This window comes from Okeania sp. SIO2C9, from assembly GCF_010672455.1.
GTDB lineage: Bacteria > Cyanobacteriota > Cyanobacteriia > Cyanobacteriales > Microcoleaceae > Okeania.
In genome coordinates, this window is record NZ_JAAHGO010000043.1 from 25,260 (window position 1) to 44,949 (window position 19,690).

The window sequence follows — 19,690 nt, forward strand, 5'->3', positions numbered from 1 at the left end:
AACCGATAACTAAAATGACTCAATGTTTAAATCCTGACTGTTTAAAATCTAACCCCCCACAAACAATATTCTGTCAAAGTTGTGGTGAAAAATTAGTTTTAGCCGAACGTTATCGCGCTCTAAAAATTATTGGGCAAGGAGGTTTTGGCAGAACTTTTCAAGCTGTAGATGAATATAAACCTTCAAAACCTTTTTGTGTAATTAAACAATTTTTTCCTCAAGCACAAGGAACTAAAACTTGAGAAAAAGCTGCCGAATTATTTGCTCAAGAAGCTGAACGTTTAGATGGTTTAGGTAGACATCCACAAATTCCCGAACTTTTGGCATATTTTACTCAGGATAATCGACAGTATTTAGTACAAGAATTTATCGACGGGCAAAATTTACAACAGGAATTAGAAGATTCAGGAGCTTTTGATGAAAGTCAAATTTTGGAGTTGTTAAAAAGTTTATTGCCTGTGTTGGAATTTATTCATTCTCAGCAGGTAATTCACCGAGATATTAAACCAGAGAATATTATTAGGAGAAAGAATAATAATCAATTAATATTGGTAGATTTCGGGGCAGCTAAATATGCCACAAAGACTGCTTTAGCTGTGACGGGAACTGTTATAGGTTCTGCCGGATATGCTGCACCAGAACAAGCAGTAGGAAAAGCAACTTTTGCTAGTGATATTTATAGTTTGGGTCTGACTTGTATTCATTTATTAACTCAAGTAGAACCTTTTGATTTATTTGATGTGAGTGAAAATGATTGGGTTTGGCGAGATTATTTAAAGTCGAGTGTGAGTGATAGAGTTGGAGAAATCTTGGATAAAATGATTGTTGCAGGAACTAAGAAAAGGTTTAAAAATGTAGGAGAAATTTTGTCTCTTATTCTGCCTAACTATCAAAGAAAAATACAGCCTACTGTTCCATCGCAAATATCTCAACCATCAATTATTCAGCCTACCAATCAACTACAAAAACAATTTACTTCTCCGCCAGAAATATCTAAATCATCAATGCCCTGTGTTTTCTATTCAACAGAATCAGAGAAAGGAGAAGTATTTACTTTTGAAGTTCCAACTGTCAATATATCCGGCTATATTACTCACCGCACCCAGGGAAGTGCTAGGCAAAACATCGAAGATTTAGGTAATGGTATTAAATTAGAAATGGTTTATATTCCTGGGGGAAGTTTTACCATGGGTTCCCCAGACAATGAAGAGGGAAGAGAGAAAAATGAAGGTCCGCAACATGAAGTTACTCTCCAACCTTTTTATATGAGTAAATATCCAATTACTCAACAACAATATCAAGTTATGATGGGAAATAATCCTTCTAATTTTAGAGGAAAAAACCGCCCAGTAGAAACTGTGAGTTGGTATGACGCTATAGAGTTTTGCAAAAAGCTATCTAGGAAAACTGGGAAAATTTACAGGTTGCCTAGTGAAAGTCAGTGGGAATATGCTTGTCGAGCAGGAACAACAAAACCTTTTTATTTTGGAGAAACTATAACGTCTGAGTTAGTTAACTACAACGGTAACTATCCTTATGCTTATGCTCCTAAAGACAAATGTCGGCAAGAAACAACCGATGTAGGAACTTTTCCTCCCAATGCTTTTGGTTTATACGATATGCACGGCAATGTGTTGGAATGGTGTCAGGATATCTGGCACGGTAATTATAATGGAGCGCCTACCGACGGAAGTTCTTGGGAAACTGAAGGAGATAGCAATAGAAGAATGCTCCGTGGCGGTAGCTGGAACAACAATTCTAGGTATTGCCGGAGTCCCAGGCGTAACGACTGCGATGCCGACGGCTTCATCAACTATAGGGGTTTTCGGATTGTCTCGTCTGTCTCTGGTTCCTAGGATTCTTCCCCTCTTTTCTTTTCCCCTTGTTCCCTTTATCCTTCTTTCCTCTTTCCTTTGAATCGCACTAACGCGCGTCGAAATTTTTTTGAAATTCCCTTACTGCAATAAATTAAAATTATTCCACAATGAATCAAACCCAAGCCCAACTAACCACAGATACCTGGGTAACAGCAACTTGGCAAAAATACATCCAAACTATTCAAGACCCAACTTACGAAAAAGCCAAAAGTTACTATCACAACGGAAAACTCAGAATAGAAATGCCCCCCGTAGGCAACGACCACGCTAATGACCATGCAGTTATCACTATTGCAGTTGGCCTCTTTGCTGCTACCAGAAATATTAACCTAAACTTTAAAGATAACTGCACCTACCGCAAAACTGGGCTTCGAGAAGCTCAACCCGATGTCTCCTGTTACATTGCTGAAAATGCAAATATTATTCCCAGGGGAACCTCTATTATCGATCTAGATATTTATCCTCCACCAACCCTAGTCATTGAAGTTGCTAATACCTCCCTATTAGATGATAAAGGCGAAAAACGTTTGTTGTATGAAGCAATGAATGTCTCTGAATATTGGATAGTTGACGTACAGAATCTAGAAATTATTGCTTTTGCAGTTGCCAATGGAGGAAGTAGAAAAATTAACCAGTCTCAAGTTTTACCAGGTTTAGCCATTTCTTTGCTAGAAGAAGCACTTCAGCGCAGTTGCCAAACAAACCAAGGTCAAGTTTATCCTTGGTTATTAAAGGAATTTCAACAGAAGTAAAAATAAACTCATTAATCAATCCGTACATCCGTGGCCAAATCCGTGTGAGCGCATCCGTGGCAGAATCCTTAGTATGCCATTTTCTATCTTTACCTCATCATTCTTGAAAGCTCCAAAAAAATATAAATATCTTGCATCTCACCAAAAATAACAAAAATCATTTTGTGGAGTTCAGAAAAGATATACATCACAACCTCTGGCAAGGGAAAATCTTACTCCCACTTATTCTTCTCTCTTGTAGCGATCGCTCCTTCTATGACATTACCTACTCTCATAACACGATCAATCATTTTCTGAAGCTCAAAAAAATCGGCGATGGATTTTGCCTTGCACTCTGTAAATAACCGTGATACAGTTTTATTATTGGGAGTTGCTTGCCCCTATGCATGACTTTTTATTCAACGCAAAAAAGGAATTTTTTTTGAGGGTAACTAATATAGTCATAGAAATCGACAAAGTGCGAAAATCATTTTGTGAAGGTCAGAAAAGATATACATCACAACCTCTGGCAAAGGAAAATCTTACTGCCACTTTTTCTTCTCTCTTGTGGCGATCGCTCCTTCTATGACATTACCTACTCTCATAACACGATCAATCATTTTCTGAAGCTCAAAAAAATCGGCGATGGATTTTGCCTTGCACTCTGTAAATAACCATGATACAGTTTTATTATTGGGAGTAGCTCGCCCCTACGCATGACTTTTTATTCAACTAAAGAATACCAAAAAGCTGAAGAACTACCCGAAATAAAGACTAATATCTACCAAAATCACAACCCACATATCACGAAAAAGTAGATAGGTCAACTCCCATAAAAATGAGAAGAGAAAAATTAGTTATTCATAGTAGAGGAAGAGAGGAGCGATCACCCGACAAAACAACGAAATAATAAGTATTTGCAGCTTGAAAATCTAGTCAAGTAATAACTAACCGCTGGAATTTATCACTGTTCATAGCTTACTACAAAACTGAACAAGAGCACTAAAAATATTGAAACTTCGTTAGCCGATGTAGAAAAAATTTCTCTTTTTTTGTCAGAGATTTTTTTTGTCAGAGATTGATGACAAATTGGAAAACAGAAAACTAAAACTTAAAAACCCACCAAATTTGATTTACTAGGGTGGGCAAAGATAGTTAAAAATAGAAAAAATTTATCACATCATCTTGTCTAACCGATTAATACGCTTCAACAATCGTATAAAAGCAAACCCCATCACAACAACCACTAAAATCAAAGCAAATGCTAGACCAGGCTGATTATTAACATAGAGAATAGTCGCCGACAAAGTAAAACCACTAATAAGCAAGGCATAATTAGTACCCATTTGCACATTACTAACCCGCCGAACCAACCTATCAGTTTCCGTAGCCCGAACCCGAACCCTAATATCCCCCTGCTCCAACTTATCAATCGCATCCTCAATACGACGAGGCAAACCCAAAGCAGTAGAACTAACCTGAGCCGCTTGACGACCTAGTTCATTAAAAATAGTATTTTGAGAATTTCCATCAGACATCAGCTCCATGGCAAACGGTTGTGCCACCTCCATAAAATTAAACTCTGGGTCTAAACCCTTACCAACCCCCTCCAAAGTAGAGAAAGCTCGCATCACAAAAGTAAAAGTTGCCGGAAAACGGAAAGGTTGGTCATAAGCAACCTCGTATAAGTCATCACTAATAGCTGTGATTGACTGAGCTTCAAACGGCTTATCCATAAAATTATCCAACATATATTGGATCGACCGTCTCACAGGGCCCATATCTCCAGTAGGAGTTAACGCTCCTAAATCTATTAGAGAGATAATCACTCTTTCAGCATCTTTTGAAGCAATGCCATAAAGAGTTCCCATGAGTTTTTCCCGTATATTAGACTTGATTTGCCCCATCATGCCAAAATCGTAGAAAATTAATCCTCCCTCTGGACTAACAGCAATATTGCCCGGATGAGGATCGGCATGGAAAAACCCATCATTCAATAGTTGTCGTAAGTAAGCTTCAGCACCCATTCTAGCCAAAGCCTTACGGTCTTGACCTGATGCTTCGAGAGCTTCATAATTACTAATCTTGATACCTGGAACATACTCTAAAGTCAGTACCCGTGGTGCTGAATACCGCCAATAAACTCTTGGTACTTTTACCCAATTACAGTTTCGGAAGTTACGGCGAAAGGTATCAGCATTACGACCTTCGTTCAGATAATCTATTTCTAGCCACAGAATTCGGCAACATTCTTCATAGATACCCAACCAATCTCGGCCGCGACCCCATTCTGGATGTCTTTGAAAATAACGAGCTACCCCTTTAAGAATAGTTAAATCGATTTGGAATAGTTTTTTCAGCCCTGGTCTTTGTATTTTGACTACTATATCTTCACCAGAATGAAGTTGCGCTCTATGAACTTGACCTAAACTCGCCGCAGCTAGGGGTACTGGTTCAAAGTTATGGTATAGTTCGTCTGTCTTTTTTCCTAGATCTTCTAAGATTATTGTTTCTACCTGTTCGTAGTTGAAAGCGGGGACTTTATCTTGGAGTTTTGAAAGTTCTTCGACGTACTCAACAGGAAATAAGTCTGCACGAGTAGAGAATAGTTGTCCCAACTTGATGAAAGTGGGGCCTAATTCTAGCATTGTCTCTCGTACCCAAATTGCTTGTTTGCGACGTCTGAGATTTTTCTTTTCTTCTGTTACTCCCCCTCGGTAGCTCCAATTTTTTTTGTCTACCCATAGCCAGGTTAGCCAGGTGAGAAAAAAAGCCCAAATATCAATGTAACGACGCTGGCGAGAATAATTCTCTTTATTCCAGCGATAAGCTTTATCACTATAGGATTTTGTGGAGGCTTTGGTCATTGAGCCTCCAGTTGTATAGTTAGCTTGTCCCTTGCGGTTAATTATGTTGTCATCAAGCAGAACAGACACAGTAGCAGTATATAATAATTTGTGATATGATTAAGGTTTAGCTGATAGCAATGGACAAAGTTAGTGGTCGGATTATCTTTAGACAGAACCACTACGATATTTTTGTAGTTCCGATCTAACTTGAGCGACTTCAGCTCTTAAGTCGTCGATTATAGCTTGTAGGTCTTTGGGTTGATAGTCTAAGTTGCTGGAGCTACTGATATTATTTTCTGTTTGAGCTTCCTGGTCTGCTCTTTCTAATGCTTGTTCAATGAAACTTCGCAAATTCTCTCTTTGCTCTGCATCAAATTTTCCTAGTGTACTAAGAGAGTTAGTAACAACGTTTTCTAGTTGTTCGTAAACTCCTTCTGCAATAGCTCTACCAACGAAAAAGGCATGAAGTGGTGATTTACTCATAATTAAAGTTGTCTATCTTGAGATTTTAGTAATTAATTTTGATTGATATTTTCTGGAAAAGCAAGGCTAATCTTTTTTTTTATTTACTTAACAAGCTTTCTATTGATTTTTCAATTATGCTACTTATGGTTAAGCAAGTTTTAATGTTTTATGATTTATTTAGTATATATTTACTATAAATATATCTTAATCACCATCCTTCTAAAATACTTCTAATTATTTATTTTGTTTGTTAATCTTTTCCAGTTTTTGAGACCTAATTGTCTCAGTTGGCAATTAATGTTCTCCTAATTGTAAAGTATTGTATCACATCATTTCAGAAATATCCGAATCTTGCTACCTGCAAGATGTTTACCTTTGTTTTATTTTTCCAATCTGGACTTGCAGATGTGTTATTAGTGCAATTATCGTAAAGGCAATGTCCAATAGTTAATGAAAATATTCCAAATATTAATATTTCCAATATTAAAGTGTTATGGAATACAAGTATATTTATCTACTCTAAAGACCAAAGACCAATCCTATCATAAAATTTTGAAAGAGGACTTCCGTTATAATCGCGAGATTTAATGGTGAGAGTGTCAATTAGCTAATACCAGAATAGAAATTTCTAGAAAAAAGAGAACAGAGAACACAGAGCAGGGATAAATAATTGATGATTTATGGATAATTATTGATTTGATTTTGAGTTTTTTGTAGAGTTCTAATCATAATAGTAGAACAGAGAGAGGAATTAATAATAAATAATTCTAGAGATGGTGAGAGTGTCAATTAGCTAATACCAGAATAGAAATTTCTAGAAAAAAGAGAACAGGGAAAAGAGAGCAGGTATAAATAATTGATAATTTATGGATAATTATTGATTTGATTTTGAGTTTTTTGTAGAGTTCTAATCATAATAGTAGAACAGAGAGAGGAATTAATAATAAATAATTCTAGAGATGGTGAGAGTATCAATTAGCTAATACCAGAATAGAAATTTCTAGAAAAAAGGGAACAGGGAAAAGAGAGCAGGTATAAATAATTGATAATTTATGGATAATGATTGATTTGATTTTGAGTTTTTGGAGAGTTCTAATCATAATAGTAGAACAGAGAGAGGAATTAATAATAAATAATTCTAGAAATTATGGAGATAGATGGCAACTAGGATTTGTTCAATAAGTCAGAAATCACAAGTATGTTTGCGCAGCATTCGGATCGAAAGTCAGAAGTTAAAATTAGTGGAATCTTGTTACTCACCACTAATTTTGTAAGCACTCAGTTATCAGCTATTAATATTGGCAAAGTTCAACAATTAATAATGAATAATGAATAATTACCTCTCCTTGAAAGAAGAGGATTGACAAAGAGATGAAAATTTTTCTTCACAGGAGTCGATTGGATATGGCGAGGAGACCTCGCCATCCCACCCTTCGGGAAGCTGCGAAGATCGACCGCTTATTATCCCCTTAAAAGGGGAGGCGCATACCCACAATTTTTCGGTAAAAGTCACCTGTGAAATTGAGTTTGAATAAAAAGTTACTTTCAAAGTCTGTAAACCCAAATTGATAAGTAATTATTCATTATTAATTGCTGAATGGGAGCGCATTCCCTTTGCAAAACATCTCCGTTAGAAAGCATCTATTATATATTATATTTTTTTTAGTTAGAGTAGCGATCGCTCACTATAGCAAGTATTCTGATGTGGTATATAGTATGTAATTTTTAGCATTAACTAAAATGTGAAAAATACTGCTACAAACATTGCTTCAAAATTTGAATTTATAATTTATCTGTAAAAAATAAAATTAATAGTAGTCATCAGGATACTGATTTTGTTGTTGATATTTTTGATAGTTATACTCAAGAGGTTTAGATTGATAGTCAGAAGGATAGTCTAATTTTTCTGGCGAATAAATTTCTTCATTAACAGAATAATTGTGGCTAGGTATTTGAATTTTTAAATCAGAAGAATAATATGGTTGGTATGACTGATAATTCTCCCCATAAGAGTTAGACCCACTATTAGGAAAAACTTCATCTGTGTCAACATAAGGTTTAGGCAATTTGTTCAATTTTGGTGGAGTTGTAGAGTAAGTTTTTACCGAAGGAGAATCAAAAAGAGGGCTAGATGGATCGTGCTCTCTGAAAGCATATTCAGACTCATTCTTCAGAGTTTCTAGTAAATTACCTGCCGTTAAAGATACTGTTTTTTTGTTAGCTTTTGCATAACTATAACGAAGGGTAATATCAAAACCTATCCACCCAAAAGTTGCTGCTGTAAATAGAAACACTAAAAAAATTGTTAATTGCAAAGAAAGTTGATTAATCCAATTAAAATTATTTTCCAAATAACAATTTTTTAAAATATGAATTGGTGCTATATTATTTTTGTGATAATTATTTATTTTTGATTGATTGGTAAAATTATTTGCCACTTTATTATTCATATTTGACTTAAAGTTAGTATCCATCAAGCCATAATTACTATTAACTTCACAACAACTTTCTTTTACTTGGTATTTTTGTTTACTTACCTGTGAAATCTCCGACTTATCCAACAGTAGTGCAAACCAATTATCCAAAGTTTGAGGTCGTTTTTGAGGGTCTATTTCCAATCCTTTGATAATCGCATTCTCAATATTTGGAGAAAGATTCGTTTCCAGTAATCTTAGCTCAGTTGTAGACACTATAAGTGTTTGAGGAATAGCTTCATCACTGAGCCTTAAAGCTGCAGGAGTAGGAGCTTTACCAGTAAGTAAATAGTATAATGTAGCAGTCAAAGCATAAATATCTGCTGCGGGGGTTAACTTTTGTTCTAGATCGCACTGTTCAGGTGGTGCATATCCCACAGAAAATAAATTAGCATAAGTTTGCCTAATTCCAGTAGTTAAGTCACAGGTAATGCCAAAATCAGTGAGTATTACTGTATCAGTACCTGCTTGCCTAATAATATTCTTAGGTTGTATGTCCCGATGTAAAAAACCATTTTTGTGAACTACTGATAAAGCTGAAGCAATTTGATGTACATAATCAATAGCTTCGTTGGGATGAAGTTTATGGCCAGACTGTATTAAATCAGCCAAATTTTGACCAGGAATATAGTCCATTACCATGAAGAAGAACTGCTCTTCCTCAAAAAAGTCCCACACTCTAACGATGTTAGGATGTCTAGAGTTTGTCAGAAGATGAACCTCATCTATAAATTGATGTTTAAATTTAGCAAAATCTTGATGATGGCGTAGACTTTCATTAAGGGTTTTCAGGACAACAATTTGATTGTGTTGATGATGAATAGCTCGGTAGGTTATACCAAAGCCTCCTTGGCCTAAGATACTATCAATAGTATATTTTCCTTTTTGAAGGACAACTCCTGGTTTAAGATTCATAAACACTAATTTTCAGAAAAGCGTTACTTGTCAGAATACAACAATATTTTTGTAGTTGATTCTGTTCGATTGATTATAGATGAAGTTTCTAAAATTGGAAAATCTTGATATGGCATCAGGGTGAAAGAAAGTCGTTAAGCACTAGCCTGAAAGAGCGGAATCAACTAATCTAAATCAGTAGGTATTGAGGATAGTAAAACAAAAAAATAAATCAATAAAATCAAAATAAATATGAGTGAAAAAAATTCTGAGTCCGCACTTGGTCTACCTGCAAAAAATTTTGTCCTAGGTTTACCGATGCATTGTGTTGATGACTACTCTGGTTATTTACTTTCTCGATTAGAGAAGGGACTGGGAACTCATGTAGTGACACTAAATGCTGAAATGGTTATGCAGGCAGAGAAAAATCACGTTTTGGCTGAGATAATCCGTGGAGCTGAATTGGTAGTTCCTGATGGGGCAGGTGTTGTTCTATACTTAAGGCTTAAGGGTAAATTTGTACAGCGTTGTCCTGGTATTGAATTAGCAGAGAGTATTTTATGGCAAGTACCAAGACAGAATCCAGACAACTTGGTATTTTTCTATGGAGGAAAACCAGGGGTAGCTATGAAAGCGGCAGACATTTGGCAACAAAAAGTGTCAGAGTTAGCGTTTGCTTGTCAGCATGGTTATTTATCTCTGGCAGAAGAAACAGAATTGCTAAGTACTTTAGAGCAGTTACAGCCAAAACTAATATTTGTAGGTTTGGGAGTACCTCGCCAGGAGTTGTGGATTGCAGAACATAAACATATTTGTCCTCATGCAGTCTGGATTGGTATTGGCGGTAGTTTGGATATATGGGCTGGGGTGAAGGAAAGAGCGCCTGATTGGTTTTGTAACAATTCTTTGGAGTGGTTGTATAGACTTTATCAAGAACCTTGGCGCTGGCGACGAATGTTGGCTTTACCACATTTTGCTTGGAAGAGTTTAATGGAGGTGAAATTTTAGTAAGGATTAAGCCAATTGTAATATTTATAGTTGATAATTTAACCTAATTTGTAGTGAAAAGTCAACTATTAATTTTGACTTCTAGGAATAATTTTGATCGGGAGCAAGAAAGTTTGATTTAAATTTTGTGGAATTTATCACTTTTATGAAGTACATATTTCTCAATTTTAGAAAGTGAGGAATAGGGAATAGCTAAATAGAGATGAGAGTATTTGGTATTAAAATTAGTTGTTATTTTTGCCTATTCTGAAGCTTTAAATATTTTTATTGGTCAAGTTTTTAAGAATTAATACCCAATTCATAAGAAGTTGCATAGAATAATATTTTAATCAGAATTGAGTGTAGATCGAGAAAGACTTGTTAATAAATTTCAGAATTCTGTGCATCCTCACATAAAATTGGTATCAAACCTAACTCCTAACACCTAATTCTATGCAGTCTCATATAAAATTGGTAAAGTTATCTGCAAAGCACTATAAAAAATTGAGATAGGGAAAGGTAGGCAAAAAAATCAAATAAACTGTACAACTTATGTCATATCATTTTGACGAATTAATATCAATAACGCTATTTCCGAGAGCTAAATAAAAAAATTGTGATAGAACAGCCACATCAAAAAAATCTAGCGATCTATCTGAGAAAGGAAAACTTAGTAAAGTACAACATTTTATTCATAAATAAGGAATCAAAAAATTATGAATTTTGAATATGAATATCAACGATGCTTAGAAAAATTGAAATGGGCAACTGGGAAATTACAGGTAGAAGTTCAATCAGAAAAACTTGCTGAAATTGCCGAGTTAGTTGTCCAACCAATGATGAGTCCTTGGCGTTATTTTCATACTCCAAATCATATCTTTGAAGTGGGAGGTTCACAGGATGCAATAGAAGTATTAGCTGCTTTATTCCATGATGTAGTCTATCTACAAATAGATCATAGTGTTAATTTTAATCTCAGCTATTACATTACTCCTTATATTAAAGAGGTACAAGGAAAATTAAAAATTCGGGAAAAGAATGAATTGCCGAAGGATAAAATTTTTCAAATAATAGCATCTATTTTTGGCTTTGTTGATGGTCAGGTTTTGTTACCTTTCGGGGGGCAAAATGAGTTTATGAGTGCTGTTGTTGCTGCTAAAGCAATGGAAACATTTCTAACACCTAAACATCTGTTGAAAATTACTGCTTGTATTGAAGCAAGTATTCCATTTCAACCTATTTCAGAATCTGGCTTAACTGGTACTGAACGTCTCTATCAACGACTTAAAGAAACTAACAGTAAATGGAATATTAATTTAACTGATACCGAACTATATCAAACAATTAAAAAATCAGTTAGACTATCTAATCGAGATGTTATTGGCTTTGGTTCACCTAGTTCAATTTTTCTAGATAATACCTGGAATTTATTACCAGAAACTAACCACAATCTTATCAATGGTAATTCATACACTATTTCTGAGTACCGAATTGCTTTAGAAAAAACTGAAGGTTTTATTAAATCTTTAAATCCTGATTTAATTTTTCGCAAATTTGATGGAGAACCCAATGAAAAAACTTACATAAGTTGGGTTAATCAGGCAAATAAAAATCTGGAAATTGCTAAAATTTATCTAGGAAGTAAAATTTTTACTCTAGGTTTTATTGAAGCATTATCTATGCGATTGGGCTTGAATATACCGCTTTCAACAATGATTGGAGAATTGCCAACTCAAGGATTTAATCCGGCTCATTTGGAGAGTTTTTTACCAGATATTCATAATCCTTATCAGCCTAAAAATAGTCTGGAACGTGAAGTATTAACTTTGTTGGCAGACGGGCGATGTCAAAATGCCGCTTATGATATGAGAAACTCACCATTGAGTACATTTATAGTTAGATATATAGGATTTGAAGAAGTAAAAAAACAAAGGGAAAGAACTAAAGAATTATTTCAAAAAAGTATTTCTCCTGAAGATTTTATTGATGGCTGTAACCAAGATTTAGTGAAAATGATTATTGATGGAGTTTTAGAATTATTTGAGAGTCGTAAACAGGCAATTAGTGGGGTAAAAAAAGGCAATTGTATTCACTGGAATAAACAGGAACAATACCAATAATATCATGTATCTTTGAATTCCCACAATAAAAATTTTAGGGAACAGGTCATTTCAGTTATCAGTTATCAGTTATCAGTTATCAGTACCTCTGCAATAAGGAGGCTTGAAATCTGAAATATTCTCTTTTTTTATCCCCTTAAAAGGGGAGGCGCATACCCAGGATTTTTCGGTAACAGGGCACAGGAAGAAATTTATCAGAAATCACATTTTTACCCTTGGCTAATTAATTAGGCTTGATATAATAGACCTCTTCAAAAATTTAAAATCCAATCAATTATTATCCATAAATTATCAATTTTACCATTGCCACCTACTACCTAGCACCTTATAAATTTACGGTCGTTAATTAAGTGGAAATGACTATAATATAAAACATAAATTATGGTTAATTAAGTTGAGTAATTATAGCAGCTCCAGAAGGCAGAAGTAGAAAAAAAATTTACCTTTATAAGGTCGATAGTCAATCTATGTTCTCACAGTAAATCCAGTCAATCGAGTATCATAATTGTGTAGATGAGGAAATATGGTGTAGAGGAGATAGCGATCGAACGAATATTTTTGATAACTGTATTTAAGTGGTTATACAAAATTCATTGCACAGATTAAACATAATAATATGATGATGAACTCATCATTTAAAACTCAAAAATTAATGTTATTACCGAAAAATTGTGGGTATGCGCCTCCCCTTTTAAGGGGATAATAAGCGGTCGATCTTCGCAGCTTCCCAAAGGGTGGGATGGCGACGTCTCCTCGCCATATCCAATCGACCAAGAGATGAAAAATTTTCATCTCTTTGTCAATCCTCTTCAATTTATTTTCAAGGAGAGGTAATTATTCATTATTCATTATTCATTATTAATTGTTGAATAATATCATGTTCGGTTGAAGATTTATAAATAACTTAGCGAGGAGTCAGTCCTCAGTCCTCAGAAGTCAGGAGGGAAGAAAGAAGGAAGGAACAAAGATAAAGATAATTTCAGTATTTCTTCGGTACTGTCAGTTCTTAAATTTTATTTATAACTGACCCGTCCGAACATGATATAAGAGAAATAAATACAGATACTCACAAACTTTTAATCACAATAAATTCCTCCAGTCAATTCCCACAATTGAGAAAGAGAACTTAATTTATAGTATTAAGCGATTGGGGATTTTCTATCCCAGAATTAATAAAAATCTTTGTAGTTAGCAGCATAACTATTTATAATTGGTTGAAAAGATGGCAAATCCTGGGGTTTTTAGGGTTATATAATCAAATAGGAAGAGGTCGGAAACCGAAATGAAGTTAGGCACAAAAATACCAAGTAAAACAGTTAGTCAAATCAAGGTAAAAAAAACTCAGAAAAGTGATGATAAAAATTTATCAACAATCAGGAATAGATGTGAGCAAAGAAGCGATCGAAATAATTATCCTGCCAATTGAATATGGTCTGAAAAAGAGTGAGAAATAGGAGTGAGAAATAGGACTGAGCAAAACCCCTGATAGTTGAGAAGTAGAAGTAAATACGCCTAAGAGCTGATTTATAAAGCAAATATTAAGAGGCTGAATCTCTGGCAATACAAGGGTTTTGGGAGTTATAGTCCAATAATGCATAAATCCCTGAGAGTTAGATTAAATAAGGGTTTTAGCTAAGTTTACAAATCAGCTCTAATACCAGTTTGAAAAAAGAATGCTATAAAAAGTACATCTTGATCGGATATGCTTAAAAATAGCTTCTCCAGTTCATTTTAGATGGTTATATGTATCGTTTTCCCTTTTTTTTCAAAATTTATTCCTTCTTCCTTCTTACTTCTTCCTTCTTTCGTACGGACGTTGCATGCAACGTCTCTACTATTTGTAAAAAACGTTGATCAAATTGGCATAACTATTAGAACTGAAAGACCAAGATGAAAAAGGAGAAATTGACTTGAGATATTGAGATAAAAGTTGATTCTCTGTGATGTCATATATTCCTGATACTTGACAGGAAAAAGGAATAATATGAAATATCAAAAAGAATGCTACGAATAATTTAGTTGGTTAAAAAACTTTACCCATAAATGTCGATTTGACTAAAAACAGAGTTTGACTCTAATAAATCTAATAAATGATATATAGGCTATTCCTACTGACTCCTGACTTATGAATCCTTGAAACAGCCGTGGGTATTTGTAGCAAAAATTTGAGTATTTCATATCACAATAACTTCTAAAAGTTGTCAAAGTAAAATAATTAATTTTTTAGGGTTAATCAATAATAAAAATGAATTATTGAATTATATTATGAAATTAATCGAGGCACGTTCGACAGTCAAATAGTCATAGAGTTTGGAGATAAATTTATAGTCATTTCAAATAATAATGAAACACTTTTTCGGCTGAAACCCTTCTGCTGTAATCAACCCTTGTCTCAATCTAAACTGAAATGACTATAGTTACAATTTGTCTAAACCTACAGTAATCATTATGGATAAAACCTCAATTCAAAAAGAGTAATAATTTCATGAAAAAGCAAGAGAAATGGGAGTCATTTCAGTTATCAGCTAACAGTACCTCTTGCAATAAGGAGGCTTAAAATCTGGAATATTTTCTTTCTCTTGGTCGATTTTATCTGGCGCAGGTTTCCTCGCCATCCTGCCCTACGGGAAGCTCCACTAACGACAGCTTTTTCCTTAAAAGGGGAGGCTATTGACTATAATTTTTAGGTCAAGAAATTTCCAGCTTTTTGGGTTACCCACTGACTGGCCTGAGCCAAACTTAACTGAGATTCTCTGGAAATTTATTAAATATGAATGGATTGAACTTGATGTGCCTCAGAGTAGACAAAATTTACTTAATTATCTCAAAAAACTGCTTGATAATTTTGGTATAAAGTATGTAATTGATTTTGTTTATACACTTAATATGATTAACTATTTAGCGTGCTATATTTTAGAACTAAAAAAGATATTTAACTAGGGTAATATAGTATTTTTAAGGAACTGTAAAAAAAAACTGTAAAAATATGAATAAAATAGCAGACAAACTGCTCAAACAAGGAATTTATCAATATCAAAATCATAAATTTGAAGCAGCTTTGGAATCTTGGCAACAGGCATTAGCTATCTACCAAGAAATTTCTGATCGCCGTAAACAAGCTGCAGCTCTAGGAAATATAGGTGTTGCTTATGACGCATTACTAGATTATCACTCAGCCATAGAATATTATCAACGACACTTAAATATTGCTAGAGAAATTCAAGACCGAGAAGGAGAAGGAAAAGCCTTAGGTAATTTAGGAAACGCTTATTATGCTCTAGAGAATTATTCAGAAGCACTTGTATATCAACAAAAACGTTTGACGATTGCTCAAGAAATGCAAGACGAATTTGGTTGTGAACAAGTCTACTCCAGTTTAGGCATAGCCTATCATAGTTCGGGAAAATTTGCCCAGGCCAAAGAATGTTATCAACAGCAGTTAGCTTTTGCTAAAAAGATAGGTAATTATACTAGCCAAGGAGATGCTTTGTTTAATCTCCGGTTAGTATACCAATCAATGGAGGATGGTAGAAAGGCAGAAGAATGTAGACAACAACAGATAGCGATCGCCAAAGAATTATTATCAAAGCAACTGGGCAATAACTTTACAGAAATTGCTCAAACTGTAGCTCTAAATGTTACGGCAGATTTTGCAGGTAGCGATTTAAGTAAGATAGACCTCCAATATACTAATTTTGCTGGAGCAGACTTACAAAAGACTAATCTCAGTGGCACTAACTTAACCCTTGCGGACTTAAGTGGAGCTAATCTCAATGGTGCGAACTTAAGTCAAGCAAATCTCTGTAACGCTAATTTACGAGATGCTAAACTTGTAGAAGCTTATCTCAAAGATGCAGATTTGCGGACAAAATTACCTCGTGCCGATTTAAGTAATGCTAACCTCAGTGATGCTGACTTGAGTAGTGCTTATCTGCCCAATGCTAAATTAGTCAATGTGGATTTAAGTAATGCTTCTTTACAAAATGCTGACCTCAGTGGAGTTAATTTAAGTGGGGCCAATTTACGCGGAGCTAATTTAAAACGGACAGATTTAAAAGATGCAATTTTAGAGAAGACAATATTTGCTCAAAATATAGGTATTTCTGAACATCAAAAACAGGAGTGGGTGGAACGAGGGGCATTGTTTGAGATTTCAGAATAGAAAAATAAGCGTTGCTGATTTTAAGTATATAGCATGAAGAAGGAAGGAAGAAGAAGGAAGAAGGAAGAAGGAAAAATATTGCGTTGTCTGAGTTTTAAGCTTTTTATCTGTCCTAGCCAAATGTTTATAATTCTATCCACACTTCAATATTAAACCTCCCAATCTCCCAATCTCCCAATCTCCCAATCTCCCCATCTCCCCATCTCCCCATCTCCCAATCTTCACATCTCCCAATCTCCCAATCTCCCCATCCCCCCATCCCCCCATCTCTATAAACAGGATTCGATACAATACAGGCGAACACCACTACTCCTGACTCCTGACTCCTGACTCCTGACTCCTGACTCCTGACTCTAAACTGATTTTCCGGTAGTGAAAACTGCTATAACAATTAAAAATATAGCTGAGAAAATTGTTGATTCTATGACTGCAATTGAAGGATTATGGCCTCATAATATTAGCCCCAATCGACTCGCTGTGCTAGAAAGAAAATTGGTGCTTTGGTTGCGATCGCAAAAATTTGACTCTAACTTAACTTCTGAGTCATTGCAATACAAATCTTCAGAGGAATTACAAACTTTGATATTGTCTGCAACGACTGCAGGTTGTGATTTTTCAGAGTTTAGAATAATAATAAAGAAAGTGGTTGAAGCTAATACAGAAAATTTACTGGAGTTAGCAAGTATCGCTGATATAAATCCTGCTTTAGATTTTGCAGGAGCTAAGTTATTAGGAGTTAATTTATGTGGTGTTGATTTGAGTGGTGCAGATTTGAGTGAAGCTTATCTACGGGGTGCAGATTTAAGTGATGCAGATTTGAGTGAAGCTAATCTTGGTAAAGTGAATTTAGGTGGAGCAGATTTGAGTGGAGCATTGTTAAGTAATGCCGATCTAACTGAGGCAAATTTGCGCCGTGTTAGTCTAGCTTTAGCTAATTTGAGTGGGGCAAATTTGAGTGGGGCAAATTTGAGTGAAGCTAATTTGAGTAATGCCAATTTAAGTGATGCAGATTTGAGTAATACTAATTTAACTGATGCCGATCTAAGTCAAGCTGGATTAGCATTAACAAATTTAAAAGGAGCTAATTTTCAGAATGCAAAAGTAGAGAATGCTAGGTTATGGCATGATTCTGGTTTATCTGATGAAATGAAGCAAGATTTAATTAGTCGTGGAGCGTTTTTTGAGGAGAATTAGAATCAGAGAAAAAATCATTGGCGTTGCTGAAGAGCGTGTATGATATTAATCTTAATTATTTAGGAGTCAGGAGACAGGAGTCAGGAGTCAGGAGGGAAGAAAGAAGAGTTAAAGAGGAGTAGAAGAAGAAAGTTTTTTGTTTGCTGGCGCACAACTTTCCTGTCGAAATGCTACCGGAAATGTTAATGGGAAGTGTTGCATCAGCATAATCACGGAGCGCGGAACGGAGTTCTATAGCGCTCTTATTAGGACAAGATATTATACCTCAAATCACCAACGCCAAATCATTTAATTAATAATTATTAATCTGATTGATTTTGTATTCTTTCTGAGATTCTTCTGTTTATCCTAGCTGATGATTTTTTAGTAATTTTTGAGAGTTCAGATGAAATGGTAAAAACTAACCATGAGAAAGTTTACTAGATTATAATTCTATTAGTCAAAGTGTAATTATTTAGAATTATACTTGACTAAATTAACTCCAGCGATGGCTTTTAAATAACATCCTATTAATAGTGTTAAAGAGTAACTCTATATGGCGAATCAAAAATCACTTGATAAACTACAGAAACTAATTAATGATAGTGCTCAAACTAGCAATCAAAAATTGACTAACAATTTTACTGGTATAAGTCTTGAGTGTGTTGACCTGAGTCTTTGCGATCTAAATGATATTAATTTCACTGAAGCTATTCTCAGGGACGCTTATCTAATTTGTGCCAACCTCAAAAGAACTAATTTTAGTAATAGCGATCTAAGTCATGCTAATCTGAGTGGGGCAATAATGTGGTTTGCCAACCTTAATAATGTTAATTTAAAGAGCGCAGACCTTAGAGGGATAAGTTTGAAAGGTGCTAACCTTAAGAGTGCTAACCTAGAGAATGCTAATCTTTGGCGTAGTGAGATTACAGATGCACAATTAATTAAAGCCAATTTTACTAATGCTAATTTAATTCGTGCTAATCTCAGAAATACTAATCTCACAGATGCTAATTTTAGTTATGCTCAACTTGATGAAGCAAACATCAGTGAAGCTAATCTCACAGATGCTAATTTTAGTTATGCTAATTTGACAGATGTTAAGCTTAAAGATTCTAATTTCAAAGGTGCTAATTTATCTAAAATTAACCTTGTCAGAGGTCAATTACATCGAGCTAGTCTAGAAGGTGCTAATCTAGAAGGTGCTAACCTAGAAGGTGCTAATTTAAGTGATGCTAATCTTAATTATGCAAAGTTGATGAATGCTAACTTAAATCATGTTAATTTCAGGGGAGTAAAAATTAATTATGCAACAGAATTAGATGATAAGTGGTATCTTGTTTGGGATATTGTTAATCATGGAGCTTATGGTAGAAATTTAAGTGGTGTTGAACTTGAGGATGCCGACCTTAAAGGAGCTAATATAGGAAATGCTAATTTAGCAGATACTAACTTCAAATGCACTAATCTTAGATATTCTAACCTCAGCAATGCTAATCTCACTAATAGTAAATTAACTAATACTAATCTGACAGATGTTAATTTGATCAAAGCCAATTTGTCTAATTCTAATATGCAAGGTGCTAACTTGAGCAACACTTTATTATTTAATGCTATCTTGACAGGTGCTTTATTAAATGAAGCTAAATTGGTAAAAGCTCAACTGTGTGATGCAGAATTATCAAATGCAAAATTGAAAATGGCAAATTTGATGGATGCTAATTTGAAAAATGCTAAGTTATGGAAAGCTGATTTAAGAGAAATTAACCTAGAAGGTGCAGAATTAGAAGGTGCTATATTTGGTAAAAATTTAGGAATTACTGAAGAAATGAAGCAGGAGTTAGTTAAACGTGGAGCTATTTTTCTGGATAAATATTAAAGTATAATATTGTGTTCAGTTGAGTAATTAGATTTTGATGGAAGGAAGGCAGCAGGAGTTGTTTGCGCAGCATTCTGGA

General features: G+C 34.7%; 11 protein-coding genes and 1 pseudogene. 8 read left to right on the plus strand and 4 right to left on the minus strand.

What is annotated here, in order from left to right:
• Positions 1–14 precede the first annotated feature (14 nt).
• A pseudogene (locus F6K23_RS42165) lies at positions 15–1,856 on the plus strand (SUMF1/EgtB/PvdO family nonheme iron enzyme).
• A 128-nt stretch (positions 1,857–1,984) separates the two neighbouring features.
• Positions 1,985–2,629, plus strand: coding sequence for a Uma2 family endonuclease (locus F6K23_RS26300; RefSeq protein ID WP_293161280.1), 645 nt, complete (start codon positions 1,985–1,987; stop codon positions 2,627–2,629).
• 1,154 nt (positions 2,630–3,783) lie between these two features.
• On the opposite strand, the gene F6K23_RS26305 is transcribed toward F6K23_RS26300, so the two are convergent.
• The 3 genes from F6K23_RS26305 to F6K23_RS26315 all read right to left on the minus strand — a co-directional run bounded on the left by F6K23_RS26305 (position 3,784) and on the right by F6K23_RS26315 (position 9,311).
• On the minus strand, positions 3,784–5,544 hold the full coding sequence (locus F6K23_RS26305) for an ABC1 kinase family protein (protein WP_375340787.1): 1,761 nt from the start codon (positions 5,542–5,544) through the stop codon (positions 3,784–3,786).
• A 78-nt stretch (positions 5,545–5,622) separates the two neighbouring features.
• Positions 5,623–5,940 carry a DUF6825 family protein gene (locus F6K23_RS26310; protein ID WP_293161282.1) on the minus strand — a complete coding sequence of 106 codons (318 nt, stop codon included), beginning with the start codon at positions 5,938–5,940 and terminating at the stop codon, positions 5,623–5,625.
• A 1,790-nt stretch (positions 5,941–7,730) separates the two neighbouring features.
• Positions 7,731–9,311, minus strand: a complete 1,581-nt coding sequence (locus F6K23_RS26315) for a serine/threonine-protein kinase (RefSeq protein WP_293161283.1) — start codon at positions 9,309–9,311, stop codon at positions 7,731–7,733.
• 231 nt (positions 9,312–9,542) lie between these two features.
• On the opposite strand from F6K23_RS26315, the gene F6K23_RS26320 reads away from it, so the two are divergent.
• From F6K23_RS26320 to F6K23_RS26330, 4 genes are all read left to right on the plus strand, one after another.
• The gene (locus F6K23_RS26320) at positions 9,543–10,298 is read left to right on the plus strand and encodes a WecB/TagA/CpsF family glycosyltransferase (protein WP_293161285.1); all 756 of its coding nucleotides are present in this window, start codon (positions 9,543–9,545) and stop codon (positions 10,296–10,298) included.
• A 695-nt stretch (positions 10,299–10,993) separates the two neighbouring features.
• The gene (locus tag F6K23_RS26325) at positions 10,994–12,397 is read left to right on the plus strand and encodes a hypothetical protein (protein ID WP_293161287.1); all 1,404 of its coding nucleotides are present in this window, start codon (positions 10,994–10,996) and stop codon (positions 12,395–12,397) included.
• A 1,160-nt stretch (positions 12,398–13,557) separates the two neighbouring features.
• Complete coding sequence (locus tag F6K23_RS42170) at positions 13,558–13,683, plus strand: helix-turn-helix domain-containing protein (protein WP_367267826.1); 126 nt, start codon at positions 13,558–13,560, stop codon at positions 13,681–13,683.
• A gap of 1,700 nt (positions 13,684–15,383) precedes the next feature.
• On the plus strand, positions 15,384–16,559 hold the full coding sequence (locus F6K23_RS26330; RefSeq protein ID WP_293161289.1) for a pentapeptide repeat-containing protein: 1,176 nt from the start codon (positions 15,384–15,386) through the stop codon (positions 16,557–16,559).
• 124 nt (positions 16,560–16,683) lie between these two features.
• On the opposite strand, the gene F6K23_RS26335 is transcribed toward F6K23_RS26330, so the two are convergent.
• Positions 16,684–16,818 carry a hypothetical protein gene (locus F6K23_RS26335; protein ID WP_293161291.1) on the minus strand — a complete coding sequence of 45 codons (135 nt, stop codon included), beginning with the start codon at positions 16,816–16,818 and terminating at the stop codon, positions 16,684–16,686.
• Between the two features lie 113 nt (positions 16,819–16,931).
• Here F6K23_RS26335 and F6K23_RS26340 point away from each other — a divergent pair, with 113 nt between their 5' ends.
• Entirely contained in the window at positions 16,932–17,753 is an 822-nt protein-coding gene (locus tag F6K23_RS26340; protein ID WP_293161293.1) for a pentapeptide repeat-containing protein, read from the plus strand.
• A 535-nt stretch (positions 17,754–18,288) separates the two neighbouring features.
• The gene (locus F6K23_RS26345; protein WP_293161295.1) at positions 18,289–19,611 is read left to right on the plus strand and encodes a pentapeptide repeat-containing protein; all 1,323 of its coding nucleotides are present in this window, start codon (positions 18,289–18,291) and stop codon (positions 19,609–19,611) included.
• Positions 19,612–19,690 lie beyond the last annotated feature (79 nt).

Excerpts from the sequence above, each read along its gene's own strand:
- F6K23_RS26315 (WP_293161283.1), bottom strand. The coding sequence starts at position 9,311 with ATGAATCTTAAACCAGGAGTTGTCCTTCAAAAAGGAAAATATACTATT.
- F6K23_RS26330 (WP_293161289.1), top strand. The coding sequence starts at position 15,384 with ATGAATAAAATAGCAGACAAACTGCTCAAACAAGGAATTTATCAATAT.
- F6K23_RS26310 (WP_293161282.1), bottom strand. The coding sequence starts at position 5,940 with ATGAGTAAATCACCACTTCATGCCTTTTTCGTTGGTAGAGCTATTGCA.
- F6K23_RS26320 (WP_293161285.1), top strand. The coding sequence starts at position 9,543 with ATGAGTGAAAAAAATTCTGAGTCCGCACTTGGTCTACCTGCAAAAAAT.
- F6K23_RS26345 (WP_293161295.1), top strand. The coding sequence starts at position 18,289 with ATGGCGAATCAAAAATCACTTGATAAACTACAGAAACTAATTAATGAT.
- F6K23_RS26300 (WP_293161280.1), top strand. The coding sequence starts at position 1,985 with ATGAATCAAACCCAAGCCCAACTAACCACAGATACCTGGGTAACAGCA.
- F6K23_RS26325 (WP_293161287.1), top strand. The coding sequence starts at position 10,994 with ATGAATTTTGAATATGAATATCAACGATGCTTAGAAAAATTGAAATGG.
- F6K23_RS26335 (WP_293161291.1), bottom strand. The coding sequence starts at position 16,818 with ATGGGGGGATGGGGAGATTGGGAGATTGGGAGATGTGAAGATTGGGAG.